The organism is Nocardia sp. NPDC050630 (assembly GCF_044457245.1).
Taxonomy (GTDB): domain Bacteria; phylum Actinomycetota; class Actinomycetes; order Mycobacteriales; family Mycobacteriaceae; genus Nocardia.
This window is the reverse complement of the sequence record NZ_JBITGN010000008.1, coordinates 367862-384080: the sequence shown is the minus strand read 5'-3', so window position 1 is coordinate 384080 and position 16219 is coordinate 367862. Positions and strand designations below refer to the sequence as shown.

Annotated in this window: 14 protein-coding genes; 8 read left to right on the top strand and 6 right to left on the bottom strand. The window is 63.4% G+C overall.

The window, feature by feature from the left end; all coding sequences use genetic code 11:
- Positions 1-383: 383 nt before the first annotated feature.
- A complete protein-coding gene (locus ACIBG0_RS22730; RefSeq protein ID WP_397034942.1) occupies positions 384-749 on the bottom strand; it encodes a hypothetical protein in 366 nt (121 codons plus the stop codon).
- A 391-nt stretch (positions 750-1140) separates the two neighbouring features.
- On the opposite strand from ACIBG0_RS22730, the gene ACIBG0_RS22725 reads away from it, so the two are divergent.
- From ACIBG0_RS22725 to ACIBG0_RS22715, 3 genes are all read left to right on the top strand, one after another.
- The gene (locus ACIBG0_RS22725) at positions 1141-1584 is read left to right on the top strand and encodes a hypothetical protein (RefSeq protein WP_397034941.1); all 444 of its coding nucleotides are present in this window, start codon (positions 1141-1143) and stop codon (positions 1582-1584) included.
- 45 nt (positions 1585-1629) lie between these two features.
- Positions 1630-1986, top strand: a complete 357-nt coding sequence (locus ACIBG0_RS22720) for a hypothetical protein (protein ID WP_397034940.1) — start codon at positions 1630-1632, stop codon at positions 1984-1986.
- Between the two features lie 495 nt (positions 1987-2481).
- Positions 2482-3225, top strand: coding sequence for a recombinase family protein (locus ACIBG0_RS22715; RefSeq protein WP_397034939.1), 744 nt, complete (start codon positions 2482-2484; stop codon positions 3223-3225).
- 1 nt (position 3226) lies between these two features.
- Here the strand turns inward: ACIBG0_RS22715 and ACIBG0_RS22710 are convergent, their stop codons facing one another.
- From ACIBG0_RS22710 to ACIBG0_RS22695, 4 genes are all read right to left on the bottom strand, one after another.
- Positions 3227-4570 carry a HEAT repeat domain-containing protein gene (locus ACIBG0_RS22710; RefSeq protein ID WP_397034938.1) on the bottom strand — a complete coding sequence of 448 codons (1344 nt, stop codon included), beginning with the start codon at positions 4568-4570 and terminating at the stop codon, positions 3227-3229.
- A 63-nt stretch (positions 4571-4633) separates the two neighbouring features.
- Complete coding sequence (locus ACIBG0_RS22705) at positions 4634-5158, bottom strand: Tn3 family transposase (RefSeq protein WP_397034963.1); 525 nt, start codon at positions 5156-5158, stop codon at positions 4634-4636.
- Positions 5159-5399: 241 nt separating this feature from the next.
- A complete protein-coding gene (locus ACIBG0_RS22700) occupies positions 5400-6977 on the bottom strand; it encodes a LacI family DNA-binding transcriptional regulator (protein WP_397034937.1) in 1578 nt (525 codons plus the stop codon).
- A gap of 568 nt (positions 6978-7545) precedes the next feature.
- Complete coding sequence (locus ACIBG0_RS22695) at positions 7546-8415, bottom strand: alpha/beta fold hydrolase (protein ID WP_397034936.1); 870 nt, start codon at positions 8413-8415, stop codon at positions 7546-7548.
- A gap of 46 nt (positions 8416-8461) precedes the next feature.
- Here ACIBG0_RS22695 and ACIBG0_RS22690 point away from each other — a divergent pair, with 46 nt between their 5' ends.
- Positions 8462-9238, top strand: coding sequence for a helix-turn-helix domain-containing protein (locus ACIBG0_RS22690; RefSeq protein WP_397034935.1), 777 nt, complete (start codon positions 8462-8464; stop codon positions 9236-9238).
- Position 9239: 1 nt separating this feature from the next.
- Here the strand turns inward: ACIBG0_RS22690 and glnA are convergent, their stop codons facing one another.
- On the bottom strand, positions 9240-10823 hold the full coding sequence (gene glnA, locus ACIBG0_RS22685) for a type I glutamate--ammonia ligase (RefSeq protein ID WP_397034934.1): 1584 nt from the start codon (positions 10821-10823) through the stop codon (positions 9240-9242).
- Positions 10824-11105: 282 nt separating this feature from the next.
- On the opposite strand from glnA, the gene ACIBG0_RS22680 reads away from it, so the two are divergent.
- From ACIBG0_RS22680 to ACIBG0_RS22665, 4 genes are all read left to right on the top strand, one after another.
- Positions 11106-12914 carry an AMP-dependent synthetase/ligase gene (locus ACIBG0_RS22680; protein WP_397034933.1) on the top strand — a complete coding sequence of 603 codons (1809 nt, stop codon included), beginning with the start codon at positions 11106-11108 and terminating at the stop codon, positions 12912-12914.
- Between the two features lie 20 nt (positions 12915-12934).
- Positions 12935-14107 (top strand): PucR family transcriptional regulator, encoded by a 1173-nt coding sequence (locus ACIBG0_RS22675; RefSeq protein ID WP_397034932.1) that lies wholly within the window; start codon positions 12935-12937, stop codon positions 14105-14107.
- Positions 14108-14233: 126 nt separating this feature from the next.
- The gene (locus ACIBG0_RS22670; RefSeq protein ID WP_397034931.1) at positions 14234-15055 is read left to right on the top strand and encodes a helix-turn-helix domain-containing protein; all 822 of its coding nucleotides are present in this window, start codon (positions 14234-14236) and stop codon (positions 15053-15055) included.
- A 746-nt stretch (positions 15056-15801) separates the two neighbouring features.
- Positions 15802-16113, top strand: a complete 312-nt coding sequence (locus ACIBG0_RS22665; RefSeq protein WP_397034930.1) for a hypothetical protein — start codon at positions 15802-15804, stop codon at positions 16111-16113.
- The last annotated feature ends 106 nt before the right edge of the window (positions 16114-16219 follow it).

Below are 16219 nucleotides of genomic sequence, written 5' to 3'. Positions count from 1 at the left end.
TCGGTAGCTCCTGGACCAGAACCAGAATCCGAACACTCCCGAGAAGGAGATGCAGCGCAATGAATCCCAGCTCAACCTCTACCGGTAGTTACTAGGGGAGGACGGCGCAGCAATGCGCCGTCCTTACCCGACCGACCCGGGAGGTGCCGGGAAGGGTGGCAAGCGGCCCCGACAACGCCGGGACGTGTCAGCACTGCCAGATGGTGCGGGTCCGGCAAGCGAGACGACGAGGTATACGTGAGGAACCGGTGTTCTAAAGCGCCGTCGACACCGGGCGTTCGAGCTCCGGCCGCGCCAACCCTGACGCCAACCCGAACAAAGCTACCGACAACCACCCAGCCGCAGATGGGTGAACGCCGCAGTTCACGCCCGGAATTAATCATCTAGAGGCCGTCGTAGACATCCGCGGAATCGAGCAGGTTCGCCGCGATCTTGCATGCCTGTGCTTCTGTCACGCTGGTCAGCTCGTCCGACAATATCAACTCCAGGAAAACATGCCGATACCCGTCTACATCCGCCGCCTTCACCCGCACCCCCGCAGCAGCCGATAGCTCGGGCCCCGACACCTTCACCGACATCACCGGACCGTAATGCTCCACCAGCGCACCCGGCTCCGATGGATCCAGGTCGCGATGATCGATACACCACAGCGGCCGACACATCGGCACCGCGGACGCGACACCACACACTTCGGTCCCGACGATCAACCACTCAGCCAGCGCACGCGCCTGCCCGGAGGTCAACTCCACATGACCAACCCCTGGCGCGACGAGATCAATTATGGGGAGTCGCACACCATCACAGTCCACGGCAGTCAACTGCACAAACACACGCCGCTGCGCACTCGGCGAAACCATCCCCGAAACCGGAACCGACAATTCTGGACCGTAATGCACACAAAAAGTGCCGTGCTCACCCGGATCGCGATGCCACACACACCACACCGGACACGAAAGAACAATGGCCACAATCGATCCCCCCATGGCGAACGAAGTCGGTCGGGCCTGAGCCACGCAATCCACTGTAACCAAACTGACGCCAAACGGTGACTGCCGCCCATCGCGACATCGATCTCAATGAGCCCGCACGCCAAAGACATAGCAGCAGAACAACATCCCCAAGACTGTCGGCGGACCTGGGATGCCGTTCACGGACAGAAGGTGGCTCTTTCGAGTCGAACTGGTCGTTATGGTCATCGGTGTAGCCGCTGTTGCTGTAGGTGCTGGCCTCTTCTCTGGGGTAAAGCGGTTTAGCGGTCAGGGCGCGGGCACCCGCGGTAGAAGAAGTTCCGCTCCTCGACGAAAGCTCAGACGGCGACTGCTGACCCAGTGTCGCGCCGACCATAATCGTTGGAAGGACTGGGGGCAGGTTCTAGCCGAGCCCCCGCAGCAGCGGCTGGATGCGGACGCCGATGATGTTGTGCACCAACTCGATTGCACGGTGCAACAGAACCTTCGCGCCCGGTTCACGCGGCTGATGGCGGTGACGGGCGGCACGCTATTCCTGCCAGCAGTGCGCGACTATGCCGCGCAGTTGCATAACATTCAACTGAAGCGTCACGGTGAGACGACGGAATCCGGCTGACGCGATGGCCAGTGTGCTGGACCGATTTCACCGACCCAACCGACGATGAAGGACCTGGATCAGGCGATCCTGGGATTCTTCGGACGCACCCGCACCCGCAACATGTCGACTCGGGCCGCCGCGGAATACTTGTACGAGCACGGGTCCCGGCTGCTGGTACTCGCCGGGCTCAGCGGTGCGGCGACCAAATGGACTACCAAGCGCCGGCTGTGGCTCAAGGCCCACCTTGTCGACCTGACCGCCGTCGGGCCCGCGACGATCGTGTTATCGCGTCCGACCTCGACGAACTGTTCCGCGGTGACGACGACCCGAACACCAGGCAGCTGGCCGGCCGAACGCAACTCCTCGGCCGCGTCGACGATGCCCCCGGCCTGTCCGGGCTCGGATCCGACGGCCCGGTGAGGCGCTCAGCCCGGAAGGCGTCGACCTGCGACAGCGTCTGATCGCGCAATACGACGAGCTCTCGGATACCGACTCCGACGGCAACGACTGAGACACCGGCCGTCCTGGGCAACCCGACTCGGATCGCCCGCGCCGCCGCCATACAGGTGATTGGACAACACCCAGTGACAGGGGGAACGGGTCTGCACACCGATGGCTCGCCCGTTTATGCTGGTAAGACCGGCACCATCGACGGCTTCGTCGACAGCGACTCCGTTGCGTCGCAGATAGCGGGTCCAGAGAAGTGCGGAGGCTTCGTGGCTGGACGGCCCCGAACTCCTGAAGCTGTCATGAAGTGCAAGGTACGAACGGCGTTGCTGGCGTAGTGGTGTTCCGTAAGCCGATCCGTCAACGGAACACCCCGCTAAGCAGCTTCCGCCCCAGCTCACGACTGTTCCGTAGAGGTGTTCCGCGAACTGTCCCGATCAACCCCAGCTATCCGGAACAATTTCGCGTATGGGTGAACCGTTCCGCGTCGGATACTGCCGCTGCTCGACCGATAGGCAAGACGTCGAGATCCAGACCGATCAGCTGATCGCGCTCGGCGTCCCGCGCGAACGGATCTTCATCGACGAAAGATTCTCCGGCACCACCCGTCGCAACCGCACCGGCCTCGACAATGCCCTCGCCGCGGTCACGTCCGCCGCCGCGGCCGTCACCGCACGACAGGTCGTCTTGACCACGACCAAGTTCGATCGATTCGCCCGCAACATGGCCGAAGCCGGGGACATCCTCACCGACCTACGCAAGCACGATGTGCTGTTCGGACTCGGCAGCTCGATCTACGACTGGCACAACCCGTTCGGCAAGCTCTTCCTCCAGACCTTGTGGCCATGGTTGCCGAATTCGAAGCCAACGTCGGGCACCTGCGCACCCGCGAGGGCATGGCCAAGGCCGGCGCCAAAGGCCGACTCAAGGGCAAACAGCCGAAACTGCCTCTCGCAGCACGCAAAACGATCCACCGCCGCTACCACGACCCCGACGACGCCAGCCTGGCCGACCTCGCCGACGAATACAGCGTCGGCCGCTCCACCATCCTGTCGGCGCTCAAGTATTTCCGCAGGTTGCCGCGGTTTTGTGAACCATCCACCGCATCACCAGCGGAACCACACCACGGGCATAGCCCCTACGCATTCCGACATCAAGGCTGGTCAAGCCATTGTCGTTGTTTTTCGCACGATTACTTCCGGGACCCCGTGAGTCAGATGGGTAGTACGCCCCGCGGGACACCGTCGCATCGCCCTGCCTCGGTCAGGGCCAGCACCGGGTGCCCTTCGACCTTGGTGCGCGGCCCGATTGCCCTCGGATCGACCGAGATACGCGCAGCAATGTCCATGGCGTAGCACCGGTCGACGTCGTCCGACGCGTCAGGATCCTCGTGGGGCAGGATATAACCGTGCTCGGCCGGGAGCGGGGGGCCGGTCTGGTAAAAGTCATCCTGGTGGAGGTAGTAGCGGATGGTCGTGCCGTTCTCGGCGACGCACCATCCGGTGGCGAACCCGCATCCGTGGTAGTCGTCCCAATTGATATACCCGTGGGTGGTGCCGAATCGGCGGCTGAGGGCGACAGTGGTGTCCTCGAACTCGTAGCCCCACACGAACGCCAGCGTCCACCCATTGAGGACGGGAGTAACGTAGCCGACCTTCCCGTCCAAGAGAAACCCGTTGGAGGCCGCCGCCTGGCCGAGCCTCATCGTGACCGGTATCGGGTCCGACAGGTGGAGCGCGTCGAGCACGGCCGCCTGGTCGCAGGTGGGAATGGCGTACCACTGGCCGTCCGGGGCGAACGACTCCGGTACTTCGTGGGGAATCTTGATCCTGATCAGGCGTTGAAGCAGTGCCCGATCGGCAGGATCGAGCCCGCCCCAGCCGACGGTCTCCACGAGCCCGATGAGTGCGTGTCGACGGCACGTCCCTGGTGAGCGCCGAATCTCACGCAGCACAGACATTACGCGCCAGCCGATCCCTCTGATCACAAAGCGGGCCTCGCGACGCACGAAGTCAACGGGATCGGAGAGCAGTGGAAGCAACGCGGGAAGTCGCGACAATGACTCGTCGGGCAGTCGCCGAAAGACCCCGCAGGCCGAGTAGCGCACATGCGGGTCCTCGTCGGCCAGCAGGGGAAGCACCGCGGGAACGTAGGGCAAGGCCCCAGCGCCCATGGCCGCGAACACCGAACACGTCCACGACCGCACATTGCGACTCTCATGGTGCAGCAACGGAACAAACATGTTCCGGTCTGATACCCGAAGCCTCTTGAGCGCCTCGCCGACGAGGCTCATCCGTCCGTTGTAGGCCCGCGGCTCTGTAACGTTCGTGACCGCGTCCACCAGTGGCCAGAATGCCGGGTCGCCGATCTGTTGCAGCACCTCGGCGCAATGGTCGGCATACCAGCCATGGTGGGCATACCAGCTATCGGGGTCGCGCAACGCCGCCATCAGCGGTTCTACCGCCTGCGCCCCCGCCGCCATCAGCGCGTTGGCGGCGGCCCTCCGATGGTCTGGGTCGAGCGCTCCGAGCTGCTCGACCAGCGAAGAAATGCGCATGGGCCACACCATAGAATAAAACTAATCGGTCCGCCGAACGGCCGCCGCGAGCCCTGGGCGTTCTCAGCCTGCCACCCGTTCCCGTCCCAAATCCAGGCGGGGGTTCATGTCGAGGCGGAAGCGGCCGTAGGGGTTGATGTTGGACCAGAACAGCGGGCTCAGTGCGCGGCGTTCGGTGTTGCCGACCAGGTCGTGGAATTCCGGGGCTTCCAGGACGGCTTGCAGCAGAAGGGTATTGATGTGCACCATCGCCGATTGCAGTAGGTGCAAAGCGAGCATCGATACCTCGGCGTGCTCGCGGTCGGCACCGGTGAGCTGGGAGTCCTTGCCGTAGAACACGACTGTGTTGGCGGAGTTCCAGTTCTCCACCACCTGCAACCCGCTGTTGATCTCTCTTCTGAGTTCTTCCGATGCCAGATAGTCGCAGGCGAAAATCGTTCGCACCGCTCGCCCCAGCTCCTCGAGGGCCTGGTAGGTGGGGTGTTTCGGGCCACCGCGGGTGGACCGCCGCAGGATCGACTCGCTCTCGGCGGTGCCCAGGCGCAGCGCGGTCGCGTATTTGACCATCTGGTCGTCCTGCTGGGCGATGAGTTCCCAGTCACGGGCGGGTCAGCACCGGTCCCAGCTCCCCGTGCACCGCGGTGTCGTCGGGCCGGTACAACCGGATCGAACCACGCTAGACCAAACCCGCTGCCGCCGAAGCTACTTTGCACTTCCTGACAGCTTCAGGATTCCGGAGCCGTACCCGCCCGCATGCACGAGCCGCTGCGCAATGACGTCGGCCCTCGCGTGCCGCGCCACCCGCAACCGACCGTAGCGCGGTCAGTCTCTAAACAGCGACCTGGAGATCCTGCCGCCGCGATTCACTCGCTCGTTTCTGAAGCAAGTCATTCATCATCGGAACCGGCGACGTGGGACAGATTGCGAGCCGCTTCTCCAGCGCGTCAGTCCATACATCGGTGAGATCGCGCATCAGCTTGTCGATCATGAACTGCGTGACCACGGTGTAGATGCCCTGCACTGACGGGTCTCTATGGCCTATCCGTGCATCGATGAGCTTCTGCGGTGTGCCCAGCTCGACAAGGTTCGTTCGGTGAGAACGTCGATTCCCATGCGGCGTCATACCTTCTGCGATCGGCTCCCATACACCATCGGCGCGGGTTCCGGCGTCGCGTCCGCGAATCGGCACACCAGGGAACACGGCAGTGGAGATGGGCACCGGATGAGCGCAGGTTTTTCCGTGCTTCGGGTATATGCCGGACACTGCTGGCATGAACAGGGCCTCACGGAAGCGTTCCCTCCGGTAGTGCTCAACTACCTCGAGTTCTGCCCACGCCACATAGCCGAGTTCAGCGGCGACCTCACGTACGCGCCGTCGAGTCGCTTCCGCCACGCGACAATCGGGACGCATGGCGCGAGAGACCGTGCCCACCCCGATCCCCAGGCGTTGTGCAATCGCACCCAAGGTCACATCGCCGTTTCGGCCCCTTCGCTTGCCGTGGCCCCGGAACACATATGTCCGACCATGACAGGCGCAGGGCCTTGGCTGGGTACGAGCGATGAAATCGACCAGGATGTGCCACAGGAAGCCTGGAAGGTGCACCTTCCGTGTCCGCCCGCCCTTCGGCCTGCGACGAATCCATCGACCGTTCACCTCGACCAGCTGCCACTGGACATCAATGAGTCCGTCACGAACGAATTCGACTTCCAAGCCACGCAACTCACTGAAGCGCATCCCGGTGTAGAACTTCACGAGCTCAAACACAAATTCATCGTCGCGCCCTGACAGTAACGCCATCCGCTCCGCGATCAGCAGCGCCCCGAATGCGTCGGTGATCACCTTGGCAGGAGCATCGTCCCCTTCTGCCCACCGACGCTGACCGCGCCCGCGCCGATGTTTAGCAGGGTTGCTCGGAATCTTCTGTTCGTCCAAAGCATCTTCGAGGATCACGTGCAGCACGGCTCGGTAGGTGCGGATACTGTGAGGGGCATATCCCGCCTTGCGCAGCTTCGTCTCCCACGCGGTGACAGTCCCCTGCTTGATGCTTTTCAAGCCCATGTGGCCAAAGGTGGGCAGTAAATGACATTGGATGTGGCATTCGTAGTTCACCATCGTCGTCTCGGCCAAGTCCTGCCCGTCCAGCCACTCGTTAACGAAGTCATCGAAGGATTGGTCGTCAGGATCATTGACCGGCGTCGGATGCGCGGTGGGCATGGCTAGCTTCGACCGGATCTCGAATTCGATCTCGGCACGGTCGGCCGCCATCTGGGCCGCTTCTGGCGTCGAGTACCGAACTGGCTTGCCGACGGTGTCGAGGATCGTTTGGTACTTGCCGTTATCAGCTTTGTATCGGGCGTCCCAGAATAGCCCGTCCTTCTTCGTTTCTCGTTTGTTCGCATACCCCATGTCAGGCGGCCTCATCGAAGTCGCATGGGGTAGTCCGGGCAGCAGTCGAAGTCACGGCAGGACCTTTGAGGGCGTCGTGCGCTATGTGGGGCGCGATACGGAGATGGGTCGAGGATGGCGGCACAGGAACGCTAGGTTCGGACGATTGCCCGTGTCGCGCCGATCTAGACCCTCGACGCGGCTGAGGTGAGAAGCACCATCAGCACAGAATCTGCGTGGTCAGAATGCCATCAGATCTGCTTATCCGCAATAGTTTTGGCTTGTGCGCCCTACACGCAGCCTCGCCAATGGCGGTCACGACGCTGTCGAAGATCGGCGACACACCCCAGCGAGAGACGCGACACGCCGATGTTCTGCTTCGGATTCGTAGACCGTTTGCTAACCGTTGTCCAATTACGGAACATCATGCTCGGTCCCGTCGCTGGGGGACAGAGGATTCTCCCGATTTTCCCCCAAAATCGATCTCAGCGTATGACATGCTCCTCATCGCTTCGGCGAGCGCCACTGGCCTCCGATCCTGTTCGCGCGCGAATGATAAAGGTAGACAACGATTTTGATCACTCGACTATCAAGTCGTGGGCCGCAGCAGCCACGCGCGCAACGCTTCGGTGACCTCGTCGGGGCGTTCTTCCATGATGAAGTGGTTGCCGCCATCGATGCGGACCAGTGTGGCGTAGGGAATCGCTTCGGCCAGTTCTTGGGCGGTGCGCAACGGGATGGCCGGGTCGCGGTCACCCCAGACGACGGTCGTCGGGCAACTGATGGCACTCAGTCCGGCAGCCAGTTCCGGGCGGATCCGGACGCGATAGCCGGACCAGAAGTGCGCGTACCAACGGCGACCCGCCGCGGTCTCCAGCACGGCGAGGTATCGGCGCAGTTGTTCGCTGTCGAAGGATCCGTTGCGCACGTACGGTGCGAGACCGACCCGATGCACCCATCGGATCGCCCGTGCGGTGAGCAGCGGGCGCAGCGGTGCGATCCGGGCCAGCACGGTCAGCAAGCCGAACAATAGGTAATAGGGCGGTGTGAAAATGCCCTGGGCCCGCGAATTCAGGATCGCGAAGCGGCGCACTCGTTCCGGATGACACTGCAGAAACCCCAATCCGAGAAACCCACCGTAGTCATGACAGGCCAGATCGACGCGCTCGAGCCCGAGCGCATCCAACATGCGGCCGATGCGCTCGACCTCGCTGTCATAGTCACAACTCAGCGCCATGTCCCGATCGGAAGCACCCCAGCCGAGCCAGTCCGGGGCGATGACCCGCCGCGATAACGCGAGCGGACCGATCTGGTGTCGCCATGCGGCATGGCTCTCCGGCCAGCCGTGCAGCAGCACCAGCGGATCACCTTGTCCGACATCGACATAACGCAGCCGCGCGCCGTCGACCGTCACCTCCCGCAGCTCGTAGGTCGATTCCGCCTGCCCATCCAGCTTCATCCCTGATCTCCCTTCACCTCCTGCGACTTTCTGTATCGTCGCGGATATGGCGCGGTCGGCACTTCCAGAAACGTGCGCTCCCGAAACGGCGGCCACCTCAGCCCGGCTCTGGCTGCGGCTCGGTCACGCGATCTATATCGGGCCCGGGATGGCCCTCGGAGCGCATTCCACCGCGATCGCCGGTCTCGGGGTCGGACTCGATGGCCCGTTCCGGGTCCGGGTCGCGGACGCTGCCGATATCACCGCCCGCAGCTTCCTGTTCCGCGCCCGCGTCACGCACCACATCCTGGACACCGATGTGCCCAAACTCTTCTGCTTCTTCGACCCGACCTCGGAGAATATGGCCCGCTGCCTCGGCGGCATGCGCCGCACCGTCAATGGCTACAGCGCCGACCACCGCAACGAGGCCGAGTTGATCGAGATGTGCGCCGACCCGGCACCGGATATCGACCGTCTCCTCGAGCTCGCCAGCATTCCGGTCCCGACCATCCGCGATCCCCGCATCGCCGCCGTCGCCACGGCCATCCGCGCCGACCCTGCCCAGCAGCAGCGCGCTGCGGAAAAGGCAAGTGCCGCAGGGTTATCGACTTCCTACTTCCTGCGAACCTTCGCCGAACAGACCGGCACCAGCTTCCGCCGTTACGTGCAATGGGCCCGAATGCTGCGCGCCGGCAGGGCCTATGCCGCGGGCCACGACCTCACCCGGGCTGCCGTGGACGCTGGTTTCGCCTCCCCTTCACATTTCAGCGATACCTTCCGCGCGATGTTCGGTCTGACCCCTTCCGCCTTCCTCACCATCAATGGCGAACTCCACATCGATTGATCTATACGTCGAAGTAGAGATCGAATTCGTAGGGGTGCGGGCGGACGTTGATTTCGGAGATCTCGGTATCGCGCTTGAGGCGGATCCAGGTTTCGAGCAGATCGTCGGTGAAGACATTGCCTTCGGTCAGGTAGTCGTTGTCGGCTTCCAGTCGGTCGATCACACTTTCCAAGCTGGGTGGGGTTTGGGTGACCTCGGCGGACTCCTCCGGGGTGAGCTCGTAGAGGTCCTTGTCGATGGAGACGGGGGGTTCGATCTTGCGGCGGATGCCGTCCAGACCGGCCATCATCATGGCGGCGAATGCCAGGTACGGATTGCCCGAGGAGTCCGGGCAGCGAAATTCCAGACGCTTGGCTTTCGGATTCGCGCCGGTGACCGGAATGCGCACGGCCGCTGAGCGATTGCGCTGACTGTAGACCAGATTGACCGGAGCTTCGAAGCCGGGCACCAGGCGTTTGTACGAGTTCACGGTCGGATTGGTGAATGCCAGCAACGATGACGCGTGCCGCAGCAGGCCGCCGATATAGTGCCGGGCCAGATCGGACAGACCCGCATATCCGGCTTCGTCGTAGAACAGCGGTGCGCCGTTCAACCACAGGGATTGGTGCACGTGCATGCCGGAGCCGTTATCACCGAACAGTGGTTTGGGCATGAAGGTGACGGTTTTACCCTCGGCCCACGCCGTGTTCTTGACGATGTACTTGTACAGCTGCAGATCATCGGCCGCGGCGAGCAGCGTATTGAATTTGTAGTTGATCTCGGCCTGGCCCGCCGTCCCGACCTCGTGGTGGCCCTTCTCCAATTCGAATCCGGCGTTCTGCAGATTCGTGCACATCCGATCGCGCACGTCGACGTCCGCGTCGTACGGCGCCACCGGGAAGTAGCCGCCCTTCGCGCGCACCTTGTACCCGCGGTTGAGCGTGCCGTCCGGATTGTATTTCGCACCGGTGTTCCAGTCGGCAGAAGACGAGTCCACCTCGTAGAAGGCGCCGTTCATCTTGGTGTCGTAGCGCACCGCGTCGAAGATGTAGAACTCCGCCTCCGGCCCGAAGTAGGCGGTATCGGCGATGCCGGTGCTCTTCAGATAGTCCTCGGCTTTGCGCGCGACATTGCGCGGATCCCGGCTGTAAGCCTCGTACGTATGCGGATCGTGCACGAAACAGTTCAAATTCAACGTCTTCGCGGCACGGAAAGGATCCAATTGTGCGGTGCGCAGATCCGGGAGTAACAACATATCCGATTCGTGAATCGACTGAAATCCGCGCACCGACGAGCCGTCGAAGGCGATCCCGTTATCGACCAGATCCGCGCCGAATGCGCCGGCCGGTATCGAGAAATGTTGCTGCACACCGGGGACGTCGCAGAATCGAATATCGACGTATTCGACTTCCTGGGTGCCGATGTATTCCAGAATACCGTCGGTGGTGGCGGTCAAGGCTGCTCGCTTGTCCAACACGGCTTGCTCCTCGCTTGGCGGCGCAGGTCTATCCGCGGCTGGCGAGGCGACCTTCCCCTGACAATCGGACCCCGTCCATGGGTCACGGCAAGGTCCTGCTCGCCGAGTCTCACGATACGACTTCGACATCAATGGCGGACCCGAATCCGGGCGAGAAGCGGAACGCTGCGGGGGCGTCCGCAGCCTTCGAAATGCTGGCTTGTCGATTGGGCAACGGTGACGTGATCCAGCACGGCCGCCGTGGCGCTATCGGACTCGGTGAGCGTCATTTTTGGTCACATGCACAAGCCGAGGCCCGGCAGTCTGCGCGTTTGCCGCTAGCCGCACCGATGGTCGATGCGCTGTGCTGAGAACTAACGATGAGGTCGCGGCGCGGCGGTGTGACCTCGACTCTTGGCAGAAGGTGGGATCTTGGTTTCATCGACAGTCCCGGCTGGCCCAGCCCGTCCGGACACACTATGTGCGGCTTTCCAAGCGAATGCCGCGAAATACCCGGACGTGGTCGCGCTACGCACTATGGGCGGCGCGGTGGCGATCACCTGGCGTCAGTACGCCGACCGGGTGCGTGGCATCGCGACCGGTCTGGCGGCCCTCGGTCTGCGACGCGGCGACACGGTGGCGTTGATGATGACCAACCGACCCGAATTCCACCTCTGCGATACGGCGGTGCTGCACGCTGGCGGCACTCCGTTCTCGGTCTACAACACCAATCCCGTCGATCTGCTCGCCTACCAGTTCGGCAATGCGGGCAACAGGATTGTCATCTGCGAGCGCCAATTCGCGCCGCAGATTCTGGAAGTCGTGAAAATTGCTGTGGTCCAAGGCAACCACATCGAGCACGTGGTCTGTGTCGACGGGGCACCGGCGGGCACGATCGCCTTATCGACGGTGGAATCGGCCGAAGCAGAAGACTTCGACTTCGAAACCACCTGGCGCAGTGTGAAATCCGAGGATCTATTGACCATCGTCTACACCTCCGGCACCACCGGACCGCCGAAGGGCGTCGAGCTGACGCACACCAACTTCATCGAAAACGCACGTGTCATAGAGACATTCGGCGGTGGCAGCGGTCACGACCGGGTGATTTCGTATCTGCCGGACGCGCACGCCGCCAATCGCTGGTTCGCGCACTATCTCACCATGTTGGAGGGTGGTGAGATCACCACCGTCGCGGATCTGAAGAAGGTCGCCGACGCGCTGGCCGAGGTGCATCCGACCGTTTTCCTCGGCGTTCCCCGGATCTGGGTGAAGGTGAAGGCCGCGTTGGAGGAGCGCTTCGCCGCCGAACCGAGTCCGATCAAGCGCACTCTGGTCCGTTGGGCGGTACGCACTGGCCGCATGCGCGCGCGTGCCGCCTCCGACGGCCGCGCACTCGGTCCGCTGGAGAAACTGCGGTACATCCTGGCCGATCGTCTGGTGCTGGCATCGATCCGCACCCGGCTCGGCCTGGATCAGGTGCGCGCCGCGGTCACCGGCTCGGTGGCCATCCCGCCCGAGGTGCACGAATTCTTCCTCGGGCTGGGTCTGCCATTGTGCGAGGGGTACGGCATGACCGAATGCACTGCGGGCGCGACGCTCAACGGTCCCGAGCGCGTCAAGATCGGTACCGTAGGCACACCATTACCCGGAGCTGAGGTGAAGCTCGGCCACGACGGGGAGGTGCTGATTCGCGGAAAGCTGGTCATGCGCGGCTATCGCAATGATCCGGACAAGACCACACAGACCATCGATGCCGACGGCTGGCTGCACACCGGCGATATCGGCTCGATCGACGCCGACGGCTACCTGTCGATCATCGACCGCAAGAAGGAACTCATCATCAATGCGGCCGGGAAAAATATGTCCCCAGCGAATATCGAAAACACCATCATGGAGAACTGCCCGCTGGCAGGCACCGTTGTGGTGATCGGAGAACAACGGCCCTACAACACCGCACTGATCTGCCTCGATCCTGACCTGGCGCTGGCCTTCGCCCAGCGCAACCGGCTCACCGCGACCACCATCGCCGAATTCGCCGAGAATCCGGAGATCTTGTCCGCAATCGAGCAAGGTGTGACCGCCGCCAATGGCAAACTCTCCCGGGTGGAGCAGATCAAGAACTACGTCGTGCTACCCGAGGTGTGGGAGCCCGGAAGCGATGTTCTGACCGCGACCGGCAAACTCAAGCGCACCCCGATCGCCGCCCGCTACACCGACACAATCCAGAGTTTGTATTCGTAAGTCCGGGACGGAGAAGTGCAATGACACCAACGCGGACCCGGGTTGTGGAAGATCTCCATCGAAGAGCCGCATCGCTGGTCGATGGGTTCTACGGCAGCCTGCCGCCGTATCCGCGGATACCGCAGTCACTGGTGGAGACCGATTTCGCGCGCGGCACGAAACTCAATGTCGACCTGTTCTTCGAGTATCTACGTCGTGGCACCGAACCTTGCGAAGAAGACACCAGGGAACTCGTCGAGCTGGCCATCGATCGGCTCCGCGACGGTACGCCACTGCCGGAGGTGCTGGACCGATATCGGCTCGGCTCGGCCTTCATCTGGGAGCGGCTGCGCGAATCGGCCACTCCTGCCGAGCAGGAACTGCTGCTCGACGCCGCACTCACGCTGCTGAAGTACATCACGCTGGTCATGACGCGCATCGCGGGCGCGGCCACCCAGCGCTCACACGATCCGCGCTGGGAACTGCTCGAACGCCGTCGCGGCATCGCCGACGCACTGCTCACCGGGCGCGATCCGGTCGAGTGGGCCAACGATCCGGTTATTCCGGTCGCCGACGCCTTCCTCGTCGCGGTATTCCGGCTGTGCGGCACCCGCGGCGGGCACACCTCGGCGCTGCGGCACCGGGTCGAGGCGATTCCGGGCGTCTTCCTGCGGCTGGACGCGGGCGGGTGGACCGCACTGATCCCGCTGCAACCCGGCGATGACGGTACGGCCGCGATCACCGGTCTCATGGCGCGACTACCGGCACATCAGCCCGATCAGGCACCGCCCTACTGGGTCGGGGTCGGTACATCGGCAAACAAGGCGCAGATCCCGACGATCTTCGCCGAGACGCGGGTACTGGCCGAACTGGGACGGTGCCTGAATCGTCGCGAAGTACTGTGCCGTAGAACAGATTTGCAGTTCGAATACACGGTGGCGGTCAGCGATGCGGCCCGGCCGGGGCTGGCGTCGGTGCTCGCGGCACTCGATACACAGCCGATGCTGGCGGAAACTCTCGAGGTGTTCGTCGACAGCGGATTCAACCAGCTGGCGACGGCGCGTCAGCTCAACGTGCATCGAAATACGGTGACCTATCGCCTGTCCCGCGTGCACGAACTCACCGGCCTCGACCCGCATCGGCCCGCCGACGCCATGACCCTGTCCGCCGCCAGACTGGCCCGCCGCCTCGAATCCGCCGCCTTCGCCCCGTAATCGATCGGACTCGGGCACTCTGGCAAACACCACATCGCGTCGCCGTTACCCTGACAACGGCCGTGCGGCCGGGATAGTCTCCGTGAGGGATCCGATTCGGGATTCGTAGTCACCCGGGAGCATCCGATGATGAAGGCTCTGGTTACCGGCGGGGCATCCACCTCGCCCCGATCCGTGCACTATGTCTCCGGGTCTCCCGGTGAATCGCGTTGGGAAGGCACCGCATTGCTGCGCGCAGGCGTACTCGCCTTCGGTGGCAGTATCGGCCCCACCGCATTGCACGCCCATCACGCCGTCCAAGTGGTCGCCGCGTGCACGCCGGTGGTCGTGGTGGACGCGAGCGGGACTCGGCATCGCGGCACCCATGTCATCGTGCCCGCCGACGCACCCCATCGCATTACCACCGGCGCAGAGCGTGGCACCGCGATCTATCTCGACCCGGAATCCGTCGCGGGCGCTGCCGCCGACCGCAGAGCCCATACCTATGGGTGGGCCGACTGCGAACATTCCCTGCCCATCGATCCGAAGCGGGAACCACTCGCCGAATTGGTTGCCGAGGTCGTCGATGATCTCGAACGCGACAATTCACAGAGCATCGAGGACGAGCGCCACGACGCGGTCAGCGAGGTGCTGCGATTGCTGCCGTCCATCATCGGTGACGGACCGATCCGCGGCGCTGATGTCGCGCGCCGGGTCGGCATTTCCGCGACCCGCCTCACCCACCTGTTCACCGGACAGGTCGGAATTCCCTTGCGGCCCTACATCCTCTGGCTCCGACTACATGTGGCGATCACCCGCGTCCGCTCCGGCGACGATCTCACCGCCGCCGCGCACGCCGCCGGTTTCGCCGATAGCTCCCATCTGACCCGCACCTGCCGTCGCACCTTCGGACTGCCGCCGTCGGCCTTGAGCCGCCGCGTCGATTGGGATCTCGGCGACGCCCCGTAGTTCCAGCCGAATCGTTCAAGTCATTGCGAGCACTGCCGACTCCTGTGGCGCTTCCACGCGGTGCACCACAGCGTCGAACGCTGCTACGGCCTCAACTCGAACGGGCCCGCATGGAAGGCGCCGCGCTACGGTCGTTGGCCAATTCCGCCCGACCGCTCGAGGAACACCCGGCACTGCTGCGGCTACGCACCATGCAGGTCGCGACCACCCCGGGCACACAGGTGGTGCTCGACCCACGCGAAACGCGCCTGACAGACAGGAACTCGCGAACGGCGACTCAGTTCGGGTGCCCGCGGTTCTCCAACGCCACCGCCGGCTTCGGCCACGTGAGCCGAACGTATGGTACCTGCGGCGCAGAGCGGCGTCGTCGACGCCTGGCACCGCGGGGACCTGAAACCTCGCCCGGTAATGCCCTAACGCCGTGATACCAGCGTGCCCGGCGACCGCGTCCTCGGCGCAGAGTCGCGTCTTGTCGGATCGAAGCTCCACTGCGAGATCGGGTCCACCGCAATTTATTACGCGGCACCCACGAAGAAATCAACCGAATTGATCATGTAATTCACGGCCGAAATGAAGATCAAATTATAGATCAAATTGCGTCACCTCGGCAAAATGTTCTGTTTGCCAATTATTAACCGTGACAATTCGCACATTCGGAAAACTGGATTTGCAGATCTCTTCTTCATAACATTTGTGGTGCGCGCCGTGATGGCGTCGTTATCCGTCTGGGAAAGGAAGCACCGTAGATGTTCTCTCGCAAGGCCCTTGTCGCCGCCACCACCGTCTCCGCCGCCGCCCTGTTCTTCGGCCCGGTCGCGGTGGCCTCTGCCGTCCCCGCCGCCCCCGGCGGCTCCTCGGGTGCGGCCTCGGGCTCGGCTGACAGCGGCTCGGCCTCGGGCTCGGCCGGCTCATCCACCGGTTCGGCCGGCTCGTCCTCCGGTTCCGCCATGCTCGACTCCGGCAGCTCGGCCCTCGACGGCGGCACCTCCGCCATCCTCAACATCATCGATTCGATCACTGGCGTCCGGGACCTTACCCAGCCCAAGCCCGCCTCCTGATTCGGGTCTCGGTAGATCACCGCTTCGTCCGTGCCGCCTCTCGATGGTCGGATTTCTTTTGTGCCGCTACGCCGCACACCGACCATTACGGGCTATTGCAGTGAAT